This is a genomic window from Pseudomonas imperatae (genome assembly GCF_057128625.1).
Genome location: NZ_JBSKHP010000021.1, coordinates 60601 through 76930, shown reverse-complemented (window position 1 = coordinate 76930; position 16330 = coordinate 60601). Strand labels below are relative to the sequence as shown.

Genomic DNA, 16330 nt, shown 5'->3' with positions numbered 1-16330 from the left:
TCTATGCGCTTGCCAGGGTGCCTGCCTGGGCAAACTGTAACCGCGAGTGATCAGCCAGGAGAGTGTCTGTGGGTGCCTTGCTCGACACGGGCCAACGCTTACACAGATGGACCTGACAGTACAGGTTTATGGCATCGCCATTGTGCGGATCCTGCACAAGGCAATGGACGCACCGCGACACCTCTAACAGCCCCCACTTATGCTAAAGTGCGCGGCTGTCCCCGCTGTTGAAATGACGAGAGTGTTGCACCCATGGCGACGAGATACGTAGTCCTCGATACCGAAACCACCGGCATGCCGGTCACCGATGGTCACCGGATCATCGAAATCGGTTGTGTCGAAGTCATCGGCCGGCGCCTGACCGGGCGCAATTTCCACGTCTATTTGCAGCCGGACCGCTCAAGCGACGAAGGCGCGATCGGCGTGCACGGCATCACCGACCAGTTCCTGATCGGCAAGCCACGCTTTGCCGAGGTGGCCGAGGAGTTCTTCGAGTTCATCAAGGGCGCCGAGCTGATCATCCACAACGCGGCGTTCGACGTTGGTTTCATCAACAACGAATTCGCCTTGATGGGCCAGCAGGACCGGGCCGACGTCACCACTTATTGCACGGTGCTCGACACCCTGGCCATGGCCCGTGAGCGCCACCCCGGCCAGCGCAACAGCCTCGACGCCCTGTGCAAGCGCTATGGCGTGGACAACTCCGGCCGTGAGCTGCACGGCGCGTTGCTCGACTCCGAGATTCTGGCGGACGTCTACCTGGCCATGACCGGTGGCCAGACCAGCCTGTCGCTGGCCGGCAACTCCAGCGACGGCGCCGGCGATGGCTCGGGCAACCAGGGCAGCGAAATTCGCCGCCTGCCCGCCGACCGCCGCCACGCCCCGGTGATTCGCGCCAGCGAGGCCGAACTGGCCGAGCACGAAGCGCGCCTGGCGATCATCGCCAAGTCGGCCGGCGCCCCGGCGCTGTGGAGCCAGCTGCTGGAAGCGGAACAGGGCGCACCCGCCTGATAGCGCTTTGCCCCTGAATTATCCAGGGGCGACCTTTTATTACACCCGCACCGTCTTGCCTGACACGCAGGCCGCCAACCTTCTACCCTGAGACCATGGGCCGCCTTTTTGCGGCCGTCTCGGGGCTGCCTGCGATGTACAAAGACCTGAAGTTTCCCGTGCTGATCGTGCACCGCGACGTCAAGGCTGACACCGTGGCCGGCGCGCGGGTGCGGGGCATTGCCCAGGAACTGGAGCAGGAAGGCTTCAGCATCCTGTTGGCCACCGACGACGCCGAAGCGCGGCTGGTGGCGGCCACCCACCATGGCCTGGCCTGCATGCTGATTGCCGCCGAGGGCGCGGGCGAGCACACCCACCTGCTGAAGAACATGGTGACGTTGATTCGCCTGGCGCGGGTGCGCGCGCCGAACCTGCCGATCTTTGCCCTGGGCGAGCAGGTGACGCTGGAGAACGCCTCGGCCGATGCCTTGAGCGAACTCAACCAGCTGCGCGGCATCCTTTACCTGTTCGAAGACACGGTGCCGTTCCTGGCCCGGCAGGTCGCCCGCGCTGCGCGCAATTACCTGGACGGCCTGCTGCCACCGTTCTTCAAGGCGCTGGTGCAGCACACCGCGCAATCGAACTATTCCTGGCATACCCCCGGCCACGGCGGTGGCGTGGCCTACCGCAAGAGCCCGGTGGGCCAGGCGTTCCACCAGTTCTTTGGGGAAAACACCCTGCGCTCGGACCTGTCGGTGTCGGTGCCCGAGCTTGGGTCGCTGCTCGACCACACCGGGCCGCTGGCCGAGGCCGAGGCGCGGGCCGCGCGCAACTTCGGCGCCGACCACACCTTTTTCGTCATCAATGGCACCTCCACCGCCAACAAGATCGTCTGGCACGCCACCGTCGCCCGTGGCGACCTGGTGCTGGTGGACCGCAACTGCCACAAGTCGGTGCTGCACGCCATCATCATGACCGGCGCCATCCCGCTGTACCTGACGCCGGAGCGCAATGAACTGGGCATCATCGGCCCCATTCCCCTGGGCGAGTTCAGCCCGGCGTCGATCCAAGCCAAAATCCAGGCCAACCCGCTCACGCGCGGGCGGCCGCCCAAGGTCAAGCTGGCGGTGGTCACCAACTCCACCTACGACGGCCTGTGCTACAACGCCGAGCTGATCAAGCGCACCCTGGGCAGCAGCGTCGAGGTGCTGCATTTCGACGAGGCCTGGTACGCCTATGCCGCCTTCCATGAGTTCTTCGCCGGCCGCTACGGCATGGGCACCACCCGCAGCGACGACAGCCCGTTGGTATTCAGCACCCACTCCACCCACAAGCTGATGGCCGCGTTCAGCCAGGCATCGATGATCCACGTGCAGGACGGCGGCCTGCGCCAACTGGATCGCGACCGCTTCAACGAAGCCTTCATGATGCACATCTCCACCTCGCCGCAGTACAGCATCATCGCCTCGCTGGACGTGGCCTCGGCGATGATGGAAGGCCCGGCCGGGCGCTCGCTGCTGCAGGAAATGTTCGACGAGGCCTTGAGCTTCAGGCGTGCCCTGGCCAACCTGCGGCAGTCGTTCGGCGCCGATGACTGGTGGTTCAGCATCTGGCAGCCGCCGGGAGTGGAGGGCGCGGAGCAGGTCAGCACAGGCGACTGGCTGCTGGCGCCCGAGGCCGACTGGCACGGCTTTGGCGAGGTGGCCGAGGACTACGTGCTGCTCGACCCCATCAAGGTGACTTTGGTGATGCCGGGGCTGACCGCCTCGGGCGCCTTGAGCGAGCACGGCATACCGGCGGCAGTGGTCAGCAAGTTCCTCTGGGAGCGCGGCCTGGTGGTGGAGAAGACCGGGCTGTATTCGTTCCTGGTGCTGTTTTCCATGGGCATCACCAAGGGCAAATGGAGCACGCTGCTCACCGAGCTGCTGGAGTTCAAGCGCAGCTACGACGCCAACATTGAGCTGATGCAGTGCCTGCCCTGCGTGGCGCGCCTGGACCCGGTGCGCTACCAGGGCATGGGCCTGCGCGACCTGTGCGACCAGCTGCACGGCTGTTACCGCAGCAACGCCACGGCCAAGCACCTCAAGCGCATGTACACGACCTTGCCCGAAGCGGCCATGAGCCCGGCCGACGCCTACGACGCGCTGGTGCGCGGTGAAGTGGAAGCCGTGCCCATAGACGAGTTGCCGGGGCGCATCGCAGCGGTCATGCTGGTGCCTTACCCGCCGGGCATTCCGTTGATCATGCCGGGGGAGCGCTTCAGCGATTCCACGCGCTCGGTGATCGACTACCTGGCCTTCGCCCGCGCGTTCGACCAGGGCTTCCCCGGCTTTGTCGCCGACGTGCACGGCTTGCAACACGAATACGGCCCTTACACGGTCGACTGCATCAAGGAGACCGAGAAGTCATGAGTACGGTCAACCCGGCCATTGCCGTGCGCCTGGCGGATGACGCCTTCGCGCCTTATGTGCTGGACAGCGAATACGCCTTTGAGGTGCGCGGTTATGCGTGCCCGCAGATCGGCAAGCCCGTGGCCCAGTGGCCAGTGCAGGCGGTGGCGCCGTACCAGAAGTGCTACGGCATCGACCCGGACGAATTCCGCAGCTACCGCGACAAGGACGACAGCGCGATTTTCGTCGCCTGGCTGGACGGCCGCCCGGTGGGCCACGTGGTGGTGAGCACCAACTGGAACGGCCTGGCCCACGTCGACGAACTGGCGGTGCACGCCCCGGCCCGCCGCCATGGCGTGGCCCGCGCCTTGCTGGGGGTGACGCAGTGGTGGGCGCGCAAGAAGCGCCTGCCGGGAATCATGCTGGAAACCCAGAACAACAACCTGGCGGCGTGCCGCTTGTATGAAGGCTTCGGCTTCGAGCTGGGCGGCATCGACCACCTGCGCTACCGCGGCATCGACCCGCAGACCAGCGAGGTGGCGATGTTCTGGTATTTGATGTTTTAGGCCTTGGACGCGGCCTGCGGCCGCTGCTACAGGGACGCGCGAAACCCGCCGGTTCCCGTAGCAGCGGCCGCAGGCCGCGTCATGGGTTCAACATCCCCTGGGCCTTTTGCTCGACGATTTCCAGCAACGCTTTCAACGCCGCACTCGGCTCGCTGCCCTTGAGCGTCAGCGCGTACAAGGTCACCGGCACCGCCGGCGAGATCGGGCACACGTCCAGCCCGGCCTCGCGCGCACCTGCCGCAGTGAACGGGTCCACCACCGCCAGGCCTTCGCCGGCCTCGACCATGCTGCGCATCATCGAGTAGTTCTGCACCCGGGTCTGCACCTTGGGCGCCGGGCGCAGCGCTTCCAGTTTGGCGTCCAGCTTGAGGCTGAGCGGGTCCTGGCCTTCGAGGCCGATCATGGCCTGACCGGCCAGCTCCTGGATGCCGATGTACTTGTGCTTGGGCGACAGCCAGCCGTGGGGCGCCAGCAGTTGCAGCTTGCCCTCCAGCAGCGCCGTGCAGTCGATGTCGGGATGGTGCGGCGGGTGCAGGCTCAGGCCCAGTTCGCCTTCGCGCAGCAGCAGGCTGCGGACGATGCTGGCGGTGGGCTGGCTGAGTAGTTGGCAGGGCGTGTCCTGGAAGCGCCGGCGCAGGGCGGCCAGGCTTTGCGGCAGCAGGCGGTGGGCCAGGGCTTCAGTGCAGATTACCCGCAGGGGTGTTTCCTGGTGTAGGCGCAGGTCGGCGGCCTGGCGGCGCAGCTGTTCCAGCGGCGCGTCCAGCAGGTCGAGGGTGGCGGCCAGGGCCAGGGCTTCGGCGGTGGGCTGGAAACGCCCGCGCACGCGCGCGAACAGCAACAGGCCGCTCTGGGTCTCGGCGTCCTGCAGCGTGGCGTTGAGGGTATCCTGGGGAAGTTGCAGCAACTCGGCGGCAGCGCTGAGGCTGCCGCCGTGCATGAGCGCCTGAATCACTTCAATGTGGCGTAGTCGCATGAGTGCAATCCGTGCCCGGTGAGGGGAGCCGGCCGGCTCGATGGGGCATTATGCCGGGCGTTGCGCGACCACTGCCAGCGACGCGGGAAGGGCTCACGGGATACGGATGATCTCGACGCCGCTCTGGACCAGTTCGAAACGGTCATCACCCAGGTGGTTGACGCGGTCGCCAATGGCCAGACGATAAGTGGTTCTAGGGGCCGAGCCGCTGCTGCCGTCCGCCTCCAAGGTGGCTTCCTGGAATTCATGCACCGGGTAGATCCGACCTTCGGCATCCCGCGCATGAAACTGTCCAACGAGTACTGCAGCCATTGAATTACAACCTCTGAATATATCCACGTGTGAAACTTGCGCCCTGTAGACCACTGTTTTACCTGGGAAGTTTTACCGTTGATGAAAAAAAACCGTCTCCCGGAACGTCGCGAGGCAAACCACGCCAGGCTCATCTATACCTACACCTCCTTTTGCCGGAAATGTTGGAGCAGTCATGAGCAAGGTGTACTCCGTCGCCGTCCTGGTCGGCAGCTTGAGAAAAGCATCCCTCAACCGCAAGGTCGCCCAGGCCTTGATCGCCCTGGCACCACCGAGCCTGTCATTGAAGATCATCGAAATTGGCGACTTGCCGCTTTATAACGAAGACATCGATGGTACACCACCGGCGGCCTATACGGCCTTTCGCAATGCGCTCGGTTCGTCGGATGCCGTGTTGTTCGTCACCCCCGAATACAACCGTTCGGTGCCGGCGCCGTTGAAAAATGCCATTGACGTAGGTTCAAGGCCGTATGGCAAGAGTTCCTGGGCAGGCAAGCCGGGTGCGGTGATCAGCGTGTCGCCGGGGGCGATTGGCGGCTTTGGCGCCAACCATCACCTGCGCCAGTCCCTGGTATTCCTGGATGTGCCGTGCATGCAGCAACCCGAGGCGTACGTGGGCAATGCGGGGGCGTTGTTCGATGACAGCGGGGCGCTGGCGGAGAAGAGCAAGCCGTTCCTGCAGGGCTTCATCGATGCGTATGCGAAGTGGGTGGAGCGGTATCACGCCTGACCTGTAGCCGCTGCCGCCAGGCTGCGCCGGCCCTGGACCACACTGAAGACCTCCAGCGTACGTCAGGGCCAGCGCAGCCTGGCGGCAGCGGCTACAAGGCGTGCAGGATTACGCGCTTTGCGGCATCTCGCCGGCGGCGAGGCGGCGGTTGATGTCGGCGATCACGTCCGGCAGCTCGTTGATGGTGTCGATCAGGTAGTGCGGGCGCGAGCCTTCGAACAGCGCGTGGATGCGCTTGCGCTCGCTGTCCAGCTTCTCAGGCGCCAGCGCCTTGTAGCCTTCGTAGGTCAGGCCCAGGGCGTTGCCCGAGCACACCAGCGCCACGGTCCACATGCCGGCGCGACGGCCTTCGAGGATGCCCGGCACGGTGTCGTCGACCTTGACGCAGGCGGCGACGTCGTCGATGCCCAGGGCAATGACGTTGGCCAGGGCCTGGGACGGCCATGGGCGGCCATTGGGGACTTCGTCGGTGGCCACCACGTGGTCGGCGACGTAGCCGTTCTGCTTGGCCAGTTCCACCACCTTCGCCATCACCACGGCCGGGTAGCCGGAGCACGAACCGATCTTCAGGCCGTCGTTGCGCAGCGCGGTGATGGTGTCCAGCGCGCCGGGGATCAGCGCCGAGTGAGTGGCGATCTTTTCGATCTGCAGCGGCATGAAGCGGTTGTAGATGGCGGTCACGTCGTCGTCGGTGGGGGCGCGGCCGAACACCTTGGCGTAGCGCTCGCTGATGGCCGGTACGTTGCACAGGGTGCGGATGTGGTCCCACTTGCCCATGCCCATGGGGCCGCGGGCTTCCTCGATGGACACTTGCACGTCGAACTCGCCGAAGGCCTCGACGAAGATCTGGGTAGGGGCGAACGAGCCGAAGTCGACCACGGTGCCGGCCCAGTCGAGGATCACGGCCTGGGTTTTGCTGGGGTTGCTGTAGTTCATGGGTACGTCCTGATCAATACTTCAAATAGAGGGAGAGAGGTCAGATATCCAGCACTTCCATTTCGCGCAGCACCTGGGCCACGGCGTCCACGGCGGCCTGCATGCCGCTGCGGTCCACGCAGCCGATGCAGCCGACGCGGAAGGTTTCGACCTGGGTCAGCTTGCCCGGGTAGAGGATGAAACCCTTGGCCTTGACGCGCTCGTAGAACTCCTTGAACTGGTAACGCGGGTCTTGCGGGGCGTGGAAGGTGACGATGATCGGCGCCTGGATGGCCGCCGGCAGGAAGCTGCGCAGGCCAATGGCGGCCATGCCGTCCAGCAGCGCCTGGCAGTTGTCGGCGTAGCGGGCGTGGCGCGCGGCCAGGCCGCCTTCTTCGTTGTATTGCAGCAGGGCTTCGTGCAGCGCCGCGACCACGTGGGTGGGCGGGGTGAAGCGCCATTGGCCGGTCTTGGCCATGTACTGATACTGGTCGTGCAGGTCCATGGCCAGCGAGTGGCAGTTGCCCTCGGCCTGGGCCAGCGCGGCCTTGTTGGCGAACACGAAGCCCATGCCCGGCACGCCTTCCAGGCACTTGCCGGAGGCGGCGATCAGGGCGTCGAACGGCACCTTGGCGGCGTCGATCGGCAGTGCGCCGAAGCTGCTCATGGCGTCGATGATCAGGCGTTTGCCGTGGCCGGCCACGACTTGGGCAATCTCTGGCAGCGGGTTGAGGATGCCGGTGCTGGTCTCGCAGTGGATCAGCGCCACGTGGCTGATGCTGGGGTCTTCGCCCAGCAGGCGGTCGACGTCGGCGGCGGTGGTGGGCTCGTCCTCGGCGGTCTCGAAGGTGCTGAAGGCGCGGCCCAGCACCTTGCAGATCTTGGCCAGGCGTTTGCCGTAGGCGCCGTTGATCAGCACCAGTACCTTGCCGTCGCGCGGTACCAGGGTGCCGATGGCGGCTTCCACGGCGAAGGTGCCGCTGCCTTGCAGGGGCACGCAGTGGTGGCTGGCGGCGCCGTTGATGATGCTCAGCAGTTGTTCGCAGACACTGGCGGTGAGCTGGTTGAAGCTGGCATCCCAGGAGCCCCAATCCATCATCATTGCCTGACGGGTGCGGGCCGAAGTGGTCAGTGGACCAGGGGTAAGCAGGATCGGGGCAGTGGTGCTCATGGTGTTCCTCGCAAGCGGTGGGCTGAACTTACGGCGCCTAAGTTGCAATTCCATGAAGCATCAATCAAATTGTTTGTTGTTATCCCAACTATAAGTCAGGCCGATTCATGAACCTTTTCCAGCTGCGCGCCTTCGACGCCGTGGCCCGCGAGGGCAGCTTCACCCGCGCCGCCGAGCGCCTGTTCATTAGCCAGCCGGCGGTCACCGGGCACATCAAGGCGCTGGAGGAGCACTACCAGCTGACGCTGTTACGGCGCACCGCCCGACGAGTGGAACTGACCGAGGAGGGCACCAAGCTGGCAGCCATCACCCGGGCCATGTTCAGCCTCGCCGAGGAGGCCCAGGCGATGTTGGAGGCCAACCGCCAGTTGCTCACCGGGCGCCTGGAAGTGGCTGCCGATGGCCCGCACCGGGTGATGCCGATGCTGGCCAGCCTGCGCGAGCGGTACCCCGGCATCACCGTCAACCTGCGCCTGGGCAACGCCCAGGAAACCCTGGCGGCGCTGACCGCCGAGCACGCTGACGTGGCGGTGATGACCGAGGTGGAGCCGCGCAAGGGTCTGCACCTGCAGGCGTTGAGCCCGTCGCAGATCTGCGCGCTGGTGCCGGCGGGGCATGAGTGGGCCGGGCAGGCCATCGACCTGGCGCAGTTGCACGAGCAGATCATGGTGCTGCGCGAGCCCCATTCCATCACCCGCCGCACCTTTGACCAGGCGTGCGCCGAGGTTGGGGTGGCGCCGCGGGTGCTGCTGGAGCTGGACAGCCGTGAGGCAGTGACCGAGGCGGTGGCGGCGCAGCTGGGGGTTGGCATTGTCTCGTCGGTGGAGGTCAGCCACGACCCGCGGGTGGTGGCGGTGCCGGTGCGCGGCGAGGGGCTGGTCAACCGGCACATGATCGGCTGCCTGGAACGCCGGCGCGAGCTGCGGCTGATTCGCGCCTTCCTCGACCTGGCCCCACCCCCGTAGCAGCAACTGTTTTGAAATGGCGTCGTCTGCATCGCGACTAAAGTCGGCTCCTACCGCGTACGTGGTAGGAGCCGGCCTTGGCCGCGATGCAGGCAACGCGGTCCAAGCGGTATACGCATTCGCGTAGCAGCCGAGGGTTACAGGCTCTCGCGCATGATGTCCAAGAACGTTGCCACCACCCGGCGGTTGCTTTGCTCCTTCAGGCACACCAGGTTCTCGGTCAGGCGCCGGGTGCAGTCCAGGATCGGCAGCACGCACACCCGCGAGTCGGCACCAAACTCGGCGGCCGACACCACGCCCACGCTAATCCCCGCCACCACCGCTTCGCGCGCCGCCTCCCGGCCTTCCACCTGGATGGCCGCGCGCACCCGCAGGCCACGGCCGTGCATCTCCGCCTCCAGGGTCTGGCGGGTGACCGAGCGGGTTTCGCGCAGCACCATTGGCGTGTCGTCGAGGTCGGCGAGGTGAATGGCCTGGCGCCCGGCCCAGGGATGGCTGTGGGCCACGAACGCCACCATGGGCGCATCGCGCAGGGGTATGACCAACAGGCGCTCGTCGTCCACGTCGCGGCCCAGCAGTGCCAGGTCGGCCTGGTAGCTGAACAGGCGGGTGAGGGCGTCGTCGGTGTTGCCGGTCTCCACCTTGACGTTGATGCCGGGGTAGCGCTGGCAGAACCGTGCGATCTGCGGCAGCACGTGCACCGGCGCGTCCACCGCCAGCACCAGGCTGCCGGTCTGCAGCGCCTGGGAGGCCTGCAGCAGCTCCTGGGCCTCGTTCTCGCAGGCGAACAGGCGCTGGGTAACGCCCAGCAGGCGCTCGCCCAGGTCGGTGAGGCGCACCGAGCGCTTGTTGCGGTGAAACAGCAGCACGCCAAAGCGCTCCTCCAGCTTGCGCACCTGGTCGGAGATGGCCGGCTGGGTCAGGAACAGCCGCTCGGCGGCCCGGGTGAAGCTGCCGTGGACCGCCACGGCATGGAACGCCTTGAGTTGTGCGTTGGAGACGGCCATGGTGTGCGCCTTACAAGCTGGGCTTATGTGTGAAATACGATAAATCGATTTCCCTTATGGTTAAGGAATTGTTTCCATCATGTCCAGCCCGATTGTCCGACGCAGAAATCGCAACGGGCCGGGGGCGCCCACGCGCCTCCTCTGACCAGGTGCGGGCCCGCCCCTGAAGTGCGCAACACAATAAGAACGAAGGCAATTTTTCTTCAATTCTGCCGGCACACTCATCCCCGAGGTCAGACTCACATGACTCAGCACATCGCAACCATCAAGCGTTGGCGTATGCAGATCTTCGCCATCACCTGGTTGGCCTACGCCGCTTTCTACTTCACCCGCAAGGCCTTCTCGGTGGCCAAGCTCGGCATCGCCGACGACCCTACCTTTCACCTCGACAAGATGGCCATGGCCAACCTCGACGGTATCTACCTGGCGGCCTACGCCGTAGGCCAGTTCACCTGGGGCATGCTCGCTGACCGCTTCGGGCCACGGGTGGTGGTGCTCGGCGGCCTGTTGATTTCCGCCGCCGCGGCCCTGGTGATGGGCACCTGGGCGACCTTCCCGGTGTTCGCCAGCTGCATGCTGGTGCAGGGCCTGGCGCAGTCCACCGGCTGGTCGGGGCTGTGCAAGAACATCGGCAGCTTCTTCCCGGCCCGCGAGCGCGGCCAGGTGCTGGGCTGGTGGAGCTCGTGCTACGCCTTCGGCGGCCTGGTGGCTTCGCCGTTCGCCGGCTGGTGGGCCTACGACGTGTTCGGCAACTGGGAGGCGGCGTTCATCAGCTGCGCCGTGGTGGTCGCCGGCGTCGCGCTGCTGTTCTTCATCTTCCAGCGCAACAAGCCCGAGGACGTCGGCCTGCCGGCGGTGGAGCCGGAGCCCGAGCGCCAGGCCGCAGCCCACGTCAGCAGCGTCTGGGCGCCGTTGCGCGAGGTGCTGCGCAACCGTACCGTGCTGATCCTGGGCCTTGCGTATTTCATGCTCAAGCCGGCGCGCTACGCGATTCTGCTGTGGGGGCCGGTGATCGTCTTCGAGCAGATGCCGTCGGTGGGCAAGGTCGGCGCCGCCATCGTGCCCACCGCCTTCGAGCTGGCCGGGCTGCTGGGGCCGATCATGATCGGCCTGGCCTCGGACAAGCTGTTCGGCGCGCGGCGCATGCCGGCCTGCGTGCTCAGCCTGCTGGCGCTGACCGTGACCCTGGCGCTGTTCATGGGCGCCATGCACACCGGCAGCGTGCTGCTGGTGGTGAGCCTGCTGTTCGTGATGGGCCTGACCCTGTACGGCCCCGACTCGATGATCAGCGGCGCCGCCGCCATCGACTTCGGCACCGCCAAGGCCGGCGCCACCGCTGCCGGTTTCGTCAACGGCTGCGGCTCGGTGGGCGCGGTGCTGGGCGGGTTGTTGCCCGGCTATTTCGACACGGTGACGGTGTTCATCGTCTTTGCCGGCTGCGCGCTGTTCGCCGCCGCGGTGCTGGTCCCGCACTGGAACAGCCGCCCGGCGGCGCTCAGCCAGGAGCCCCTGGCCAGCGCGCCGACGCCGCTGGCGGCCAAGGCCCTGCGCACCTGAAGCTTCAAGCGCGGTGACGTTGCCCGGTCAGGTCTCGGCAGACTGACCGGGATTTTTTGTCGATTGCCGGTTTAAGGGCGTATAAACTGGCGCCATGCGCTGATCGATACCGGTATCGGCGCCAGAGAAAGAGAGTTGAAATGGGCGCACAGTGGAAAGCTAAACACAGAGAAGCAGCAGCCAACGCCAAAGGGCGTATCTTCGGCAAGCTGTCCAAGGAAATTTCGATTGCCGCGCGGGCCGGTACCGACCCCGACACCAACGCGCGCCTGCGCCTGGTCATCGAGCAGGCGAAGAAAGCCTCCATGACCCGCGAGACCCTGGAACGTGCCATCAAGAAAGGCGCGGGCATTGGCGGCGAAGCGGTCAACTACACCCTGGTCAAATACGAAGGCTTCGCCCCGCACCAGGTGCCGGTGATCGTCGAGTGCCTGACCGACAACGTCAACCGCACTGTCTCGCAGATCCGCGTGCTGTTCCGCAAGGGCACCCTGGGCGCCGAAGGTTCGGTGTCTTGGGACTTCAACCACGTGGGCATGATCGAAGCCACCCCGGCCAGCGCCGACGCTGACCCGGAAATGGCCGCCATCGAAGCCGGCGCGCAGGACTTCGAAGCGGGCGAGGAAGAGGGTTCGACCCTGTTCGTCACCGACTTCGCCGACCTGGACGCCGTGTGCAAGGCCCTGCCGGAGCAAGGCTTCAACGTGGTCTCGGCGAAAATCGGCTACATGCCGAAGAACCCGGTGTCGGGCCTGAGCGACGAGCACATGGCCGAAGTCGAGGCGTTCCTGGAAGCCATCGACGAGAACGACGACGTGCAGAACGTGTACGTGGGCCTGGCCGGCTAAACCTGCCGCAACCCCGCCGCAACTGCGCACCTGTAGCCGCTGCCGAAGGCTGCGCTGGCCCTTGTCCACGCTGGAGATCTCCAGCGTACTCAGCGGCCAGTGCAGCCTGCGGCAGCGGCTACGCGTTGGTGGTGGTTACGCCAATGCCGTGGTGACGGCGTTGAAGTCCGGGCGTGCCAGCACGTCGGGCTGCACGCACGCCTGCTGCAACGCCACCCAGCGCTGATCCACTCCCTCGCAGCGCTCGATCAATTCCCCCAGCCAGATCCCGAACGCCCGCACCTCGATGCGTTGCAGCGTCGCGGCCAGCTGGCTGCCGTCCTGCGGGTAGAACGAGGCGGCGCCAAAATCCCCCAGCAAACAGTCGCCCTGGGCGTTGTACAGGGTGTTGTGCCCGTACAGGTCGCCGTGGTTGATGCCGTGCCGGTGCAGGTGCGCCGCCACCGAGGCCATGCCTTGCGCCATGGCCAGCAAGGTCTGCGGGGTGAACCGCGTGCCCTCGGGGTACACGTCGCGGCTGCAGGTGTCGAAGCTGGGCAGCGCGGCCAGGTTGATGAACGCCGGGCCGATCAGGTCCATCACCAGGCCCGCCACGCCTTCGGGGTGGCCCTTGAGCTTGCCTTCGATACGAATCAGGTTGGGGTGCAGGCCGGCGGCAATGCAGGCGTTCATCTCGTTCAGCGGCGTGCCGTCGCTGGTGATGTCGCCCTTGTACAGCTTGACCGCTACCGGCGTGTCGCCCCATTGCGCCTGATGGATGATGCCCGAGGCGCCTTCGCCCAGTTTCTGCTCCAGCTGCAACTGCTGCCAGGCGATATCGGCGGTGATGCCGTCCTCGTCGTGGGGCGTGGTGAACGCGGCGCTCATCGGGTTGCCGGCCCAGGCCAGCCAGGCCAGGCTCGGCAGGCTGTGCAGCCAGTCGGGCAGGGCGGCCAGGCGGTTGGCGGACAGGCGCAGCAGCTCCAGCTTGTGCAGCTTGGCCATGCTCGCCGGCAACTGCGTCAGGCGGTTGCCGGCCAGCATGAATTTCTGCATCAAGTGGCAGTCGCCGATCTCGTCCGGCAACGCCTCGATGCAGTTGTCGGTCAGGATCAGCCAGCGCAGCTTGGGCCCCAGCGCGGCGGCCGGCACCTGGGCGATACGGTTGGACTTGAAGCCCACCATGCTCAGCTGCGGGCACTGGCCAATGCAGGCCGGCAGCTCGGTGAACTGGTTGCTGGAGCAGAACAGAATCTTCAGCCGGGCCAGCCGGTGCAGGTCGTCGGGCAGGCTGCGCAGGGCGTTGCCCGTGAGGTTGAGCACCTCCAGGGTGTCGGCCAGCTCGAAGATCTCGCGGGGGAACTCGGTCAGGCCACAGGCCAGGTCCAGGCGGGTGCTGCCGGCCAGTTTGCCGGCCTTCAGAAGGGCAAGGGTATCCATAGGGCTCGTCTTGGAAAATTCGCGATGCCCATCATAGCGGCCATACTCAGATTTCGCCCGTCCCATAACAACAATCCAGGACAGGATTCATGAACTATCAGCACGCCTATCGACAGTCGCTCGCCGACCCTGCCGCCTTCTGGGCCGCGCAGGCCCAGCGAGTGGCCTGGTTCCGCGCCCCCACCCACACCCTCCACGAACGCCCCGACGGCACCCATGAATGGTTCGCCGACGGCCGCCTCAACACCAGCTACCTGGCCCTGGACTACCAGGTGGAGCAGGGCCGTGGCGAGCAGACCGCGCTGGCCTATGACTCGCCGGTGTCCGGCAGCCAGCAGCGCTTCAGCTTCCGCCAGCTGCGCGACGAGGTGGCGCAACTGGCCGGCTGGATGCGCAGCCTGGGGGTGGGCAAGGGCGACACGGTGATCCTGTACCTGCCGATGATTCCCCAGGCCGCCATCGCCATGCTGGCGTGCGCGCGCCTGGGCGCGGTGCATTCGGTGGTGTTCGGCGGCTTCGCTGCCAACGAGCTGGCGGTGCGCATCGACGACGCCCGGCCGGTGCTGATTCTCACCGCCAGCTGCGGCCTGGAGTTTGACCGCGTGGTGCCCTACAAGCCGCTGCTGGACAGGGCCCTGGAACTGGCCCGGCACCAACCCGTGCGCGTGGCGCTGTGGCAGCGCCCGCAACTCACCGCCAGCCTGGTGCCGGGGCGCGACCTGGACTGGCAACGCGAGGTACAGGACGCCCAGCCGGTAGGTCCGGTGGAGCTGGCCAGTGGCGACCCGCTGTACATCATGTACACCTCCGGCACCACAGGCCGGCCCAAGGGCATCGTCCGCGACAACGGCGGCCACGCGGTGGCCATGCGTTTCGCCCTGGAGCAGGTCTACGGCCTGCAGGCGGGAGATGTGTGGTGGGGCATCTCCGACGTCGGCTGGGTGGTGGGCCATTCGCTGATCGTCTACGGGCCGCTGATGGCCGGCTGCACCAGCGTGATGTACGAGGGCAAGCCGATCCGCACCCCGGATGCCGGCAGCTACTGGCGCATCATTGAGCAATACCGGGTGAATGCGTTGTTCTGCGCGCCCACGGCCCTGCGCGCGATCCGCAAGGAAGACCCCGATGGCCTGCTGCTGGCGCGCCACGACCTGAGCGCGTTGCGCTGCCTGTACCTGGCCGGGGAAAAACTCGACTCCAGCACCCACGCCTGGCTGGAAGCCATCACCGGCAAGCCGGTGCACGACCACTGGTGGCAGACCGAGACCGGCTGGCCGGTGACCGCGCCCTGTGCACGGCTGGACGGTTCCGGCGCCCGCGCCGGTTCCAGCAACCGCGCGGTGCCCGGTTATGCGGTGCGGGTGATGGACGAAGCAGGCCGCGAGTGCGGGCCGGGGCAGCAGGGCGACATCGTCATCGCCCTGCCGTTGCCGCCCGGGTGCTGCCAGACCCTGTGGCGCGACCACGAACGCTACCTGCAAGCGTACCTGCGTGCCTATCCCGGGCACTATCACACCGGCGACGGCGGCTACCTGGACGAGGACGGTTTCGTCTACATCATGGGCCGCACCGATGACGTCATCAACGTGGCCGGGCACCGCCTGTCGACCGGCGAGATGGAAGACCTGGTGGCGGCGCACCCGGCGGTGGCCGAGTGCGCGGTGTTCGGCGTGCACGACGACATCAAGGGCCAGGTGCCCATGGCCCTGGTGGTGCTCAAGGACGGTGTCGACGCCAGCGGCCTGCAAGAAGCGTTGGTGGCCCAGGTGCGCGAGCACATCGGCGCGCTGGCGTGCCTGCGGCGGGTGCAGGTGGTCAAGCGGCTGCCCAAGACCCGCTCGGGGAAGATTTTGCGCGCGGTGTTGCGCAAGATCGCCGACGGCGAGGTGTTCGCGCCGCCGCCGACCTTGGACGATCCGCTGATCCTGGAGGAGATCGCGGCAGTGCTAGGCCGTGGTTGACGCCACGTTGAAGCCTTCCTCGGCCGCGGGTGCGCTGAAGTAACGGCTGATCAGCTCGAATTGCGCGTCGCTGGCGGCGAACGCGTGTTCGCCGCTGGCGTTGCGTGCGCGCAGGCGTGCCTTGCACACCTCGTCGGGCACTTGCAGCACATGCAGCAGGTGCTCGGCGCCGCTGCGCTCGAACAGGCCGCGCATCCACAGGCGGTTGGCCGGGGTATTGGCGGGGAAGTCGAGCACCACGTTGACGCCCAATTGCAGCAGGGACTCCACGTGGGGGCCGACGGCGTCGCGCAGCAGGGCGGCGCAGCGCACGTAGTCGCTGACGTCGTGCAACTGGTCCTTGTACAGCCGGGCCAGCCATACGTCTTCGCTCAGGCGCACGGTGTTCGGCGCCTCGGTGAGGCGCGTGGCCAGGGTGGATTTGCCGGAAGCGATCTTGCCGCAGAGCAGGTGCAGGGTGGCCATGGGGTGTTCGTCCTTGGAAGTGGGAGCTGGCTTGCCAGCGAGCTTTTCAGACGCCAACGGC

General features: G+C 66.4%; 15 protein-coding genes. 8 read left to right on the top strand and 7 right to left on the bottom strand.

The genetic code is table 11. The features are described from left to right. Positions 1 to 252 precede the first annotated feature (252 nt). The 3 genes from dnaQ (at position 253) to ACWKWX_RS23515 (ending at position 3946) form a co-directional block, all read left to right on the top strand. Positions 253 to 1011, top strand: a complete 759-nt coding sequence (gene dnaQ / locus ACWKWX_RS23525; RefSeq protein ID WP_416425308.1) for a DNA polymerase III subunit epsilon — start codon at positions 253 to 255, stop codon at positions 1009 to 1011. Positions 1012 to 1145: 134 nt separating this feature from the next. Next, the gene (locus ACWKWX_RS23520; RefSeq protein WP_483829057.1) at positions 1146 to 3401 is read left to right on the top strand and encodes an Orn/Lys/Arg family decarboxylase; all 2256 of its coding nucleotides are present in this window, start codon (positions 1146 to 1148) and stop codon (positions 3399 to 3401) included. Continuing rightward, a complete protein-coding gene (locus ACWKWX_RS23515; protein ID WP_416425306.1) occupies positions 3398 to 3946 on the top strand; it encodes a GNAT family N-acetyltransferase in 549 nt (182 codons plus the stop codon). The genes ACWKWX_RS23520 and ACWKWX_RS23515 overlap by 4 nt, the downstream gene beginning before the upstream one ends. A 79-nt stretch (positions 3947 to 4025) precedes the next feature. On the opposite strand, the gene ACWKWX_RS23510 is transcribed toward ACWKWX_RS23515, so the two are convergent. Next, positions 4026 to 4919, bottom strand: coding sequence for a LysR family transcriptional regulator (locus tag ACWKWX_RS23510; protein ID WP_483829056.1), 894 nt, complete (start codon positions 4917 to 4919; stop codon positions 4026 to 4028). Between the two features lie 93 nt (positions 4920 to 5012). Beyond that, positions 5013 to 5231: a hypothetical protein gene (locus tag ACWKWX_RS23505; protein ID WP_416425304.1), complete on the bottom strand. Its 219-nt coding sequence runs from the start codon at positions 5229 to 5231 to the stop codon at positions 5013 to 5015. A gap of 175 nt (positions 5232 to 5406) precedes the next feature. On the opposite strand from ACWKWX_RS23505, the gene ACWKWX_RS23500 reads away from it, so the two are divergent. Next, positions 5407 to 5961 (top strand): NADPH-dependent FMN reductase, encoded by a 555-nt coding sequence (locus ACWKWX_RS23500; RefSeq protein ID WP_473003194.1) that lies wholly within the window; start codon positions 5407 to 5409, stop codon positions 5959 to 5961. A 108-nt stretch (positions 5962 to 6069) separates the two neighbouring features. Here the strand turns inward: ACWKWX_RS23500 and phnX are convergent, their stop codons facing one another. Both phnX and ACWKWX_RS23490 read right to left on the bottom strand, forming a co-directional pair. Next, positions 6070 to 6897, bottom strand: coding sequence for a phosphonoacetaldehyde hydrolase (phnX, locus tag ACWKWX_RS23495; RefSeq protein ID WP_416425302.1), 828 nt, complete (start codon positions 6895 to 6897; stop codon positions 6070 to 6072). Positions 6898 to 6937: 40 nt separating this feature from the next. Continuing rightward, entirely contained in the window at positions 6938 to 8047 is a 1110-nt protein-coding gene (locus ACWKWX_RS23490) for a 2-aminoethylphosphonate--pyruvate transaminase (RefSeq protein WP_483829055.1), read from the bottom strand. A gap of 107 nt (positions 8048 to 8154) precedes the next feature. On the opposite strand from ACWKWX_RS23490, the gene ACWKWX_RS23485 reads away from it, so the two are divergent. Then, entirely contained in the window at positions 8155 to 9012 is an 858-nt protein-coding gene (locus ACWKWX_RS23485; protein WP_416425300.1) for a LysR substrate-binding domain-containing protein, read from the top strand. Between the two features lie 137 nt (positions 9013 to 9149). Here ACWKWX_RS23485 and ACWKWX_RS23480 read toward each other — a convergent pair whose 3' ends face one another. Further along, positions 9150 to 10019 carry a LysR substrate-binding domain-containing protein gene (locus ACWKWX_RS23480; protein ID WP_483829054.1) on the bottom strand — a complete coding sequence of 290 codons (870 nt, stop codon included), beginning with the start codon at positions 10017 to 10019 and terminating at the stop codon, positions 9150 to 9152. Between the two features lie 243 nt (positions 10020 to 10262). Here ACWKWX_RS23480 and ACWKWX_RS23475 point away from each other — a divergent pair, with 243 nt between their 5' ends. Together ACWKWX_RS23475 and ACWKWX_RS23470 are read left to right on the top strand one after the other, a co-directional pair. Next, the gene (locus tag ACWKWX_RS23475) at positions 10263 to 11576 is read left to right on the top strand and encodes an MFS transporter (protein WP_476295870.1); all 1314 of its coding nucleotides are present in this window, start codon (positions 10263 to 10265) and stop codon (positions 11574 to 11576) included. Positions 11577 to 11716: 140 nt separating this feature from the next. After that, positions 11717 to 12424, top strand: coding sequence for a YebC/PmpR family DNA-binding transcriptional regulator (locus ACWKWX_RS23470; RefSeq protein ID WP_027978204.1), 708 nt, complete (start codon positions 11717 to 11719; stop codon positions 12422 to 12424). Between the two features lie 135 nt (positions 12425 to 12559). Here the strand turns inward: ACWKWX_RS23470 and ACWKWX_RS23465 are convergent, their stop codons facing one another. After that, positions 12560 to 13843: a leucine-rich repeat-containing protein kinase family protein gene (locus ACWKWX_RS23465; RefSeq protein ID WP_483829053.1), complete on the bottom strand. Its 1284-nt coding sequence runs from the start codon at positions 13841 to 13843 to the stop codon at positions 12560 to 12562. Positions 13844 to 13932: 89 nt separating this feature from the next. Here ACWKWX_RS23465 and ACWKWX_RS23460 point away from each other — a divergent pair, with 89 nt between their 5' ends. After that, positions 13933 to 15804: an AMP-binding protein gene (locus tag ACWKWX_RS23460; RefSeq protein ID WP_483829052.1), complete on the top strand. Its 1872-nt coding sequence runs from the start codon at positions 13933 to 13935 to the stop codon at positions 15802 to 15804. Here the strand turns inward: ACWKWX_RS23460 and ACWKWX_RS23455 are convergent. Further along, positions 15790 to 16269, bottom strand: a complete 480-nt coding sequence (locus ACWKWX_RS23455; RefSeq protein ID WP_483829051.1) for a P-loop nucleotide/nucleoside kinase family protein — start codon at positions 16267 to 16269, stop codon at positions 15790 to 15792. The genes ACWKWX_RS23460 and ACWKWX_RS23455 overlap by 15 nt on opposite strands. Positions 16270 to 16330: the final 61 nt, after the last annotated feature.

Coding starts and splice junctions, on each gene's coding strand:
- dnaQ (WP_416425308.1), top strand. CDS start 253: ATGGCGACGAGATACGTAGTCCTCGATACCGAAACCACCGGCATGCCG.
- ACWKWX_RS23520 (WP_483829057.1), top strand. CDS start 1,146: ATGTACAAAGACCTGAAGTTTCCCGTGCTGATCGTGCACCGCGACGTC.
- ACWKWX_RS23515 (WP_416425306.1), top strand. CDS start 3,398: ATGAGTACGGTCAACCCGGCCATTGCCGTGCGCCTGGCGGATGACGCC.
- ACWKWX_RS23510 (WP_483829056.1), bottom strand. CDS start 4,919: ATGCGACTACGCCACATTGAAGTGATTCAGGCGCTCATGCACGGCGGC.
- ACWKWX_RS23505 (WP_416425304.1), bottom strand. CDS start 5,231: ATGGCTGCAGTACTCGTTGGACAGTTTCATGCGCGGGATGCCGAAGGT.
- ACWKWX_RS23500 (WP_473003194.1), top strand. CDS start 5,407: ATGAGCAAGGTGTACTCCGTCGCCGTCCTGGTCGGCAGCTTGAGAAAA.
- phnX (WP_416425302.1), bottom strand. CDS start 6,897: ATGAACTACAGCAACCCCAGCAAAACCCAGGCCGTGATCCTCGACTGG.
- ACWKWX_RS23490 (WP_483829055.1), bottom strand. CDS start 8,047: ATGAGCACCACTGCCCCGATCCTGCTTACCCCTGGTCCACTGACCACT.
- ACWKWX_RS23485 (WP_416425300.1), top strand. CDS start 8,155: ATGAACCTTTTCCAGCTGCGCGCCTTCGACGCCGTGGCCCGCGAGGGC.
- ACWKWX_RS23480 (WP_483829054.1), bottom strand. CDS start 10,019: ATGGCCGTCTCCAACGCACAACTCAAGGCGTTCCATGCCGTGGCGGTC.
- ACWKWX_RS23475 (WP_476295870.1), top strand. CDS start 10,263: ATGACTCAGCACATCGCAACCATCAAGCGTTGGCGTATGCAGATCTTC.
- ACWKWX_RS23470 (WP_027978204.1), top strand. CDS start 11,717: ATGGGCGCACAGTGGAAAGCTAAACACAGAGAAGCAGCAGCCAACGCC.
- ACWKWX_RS23465 (WP_483829053.1), bottom strand. CDS start 13,843: ATGGATACCCTTGCCCTTCTGAAGGCCGGCAAACTGGCCGGCAGCACC.
- ACWKWX_RS23460 (WP_483829052.1), top strand. CDS start 13,933: ATGAACTATCAGCACGCCTATCGACAGTCGCTCGCCGACCCTGCCGCC.
- ACWKWX_RS23455 (WP_483829051.1), bottom strand. CDS start 16,269: ATGGCCACCCTGCACCTGCTCTGCGGCAAGATCGCTTCCGGCAAATCC.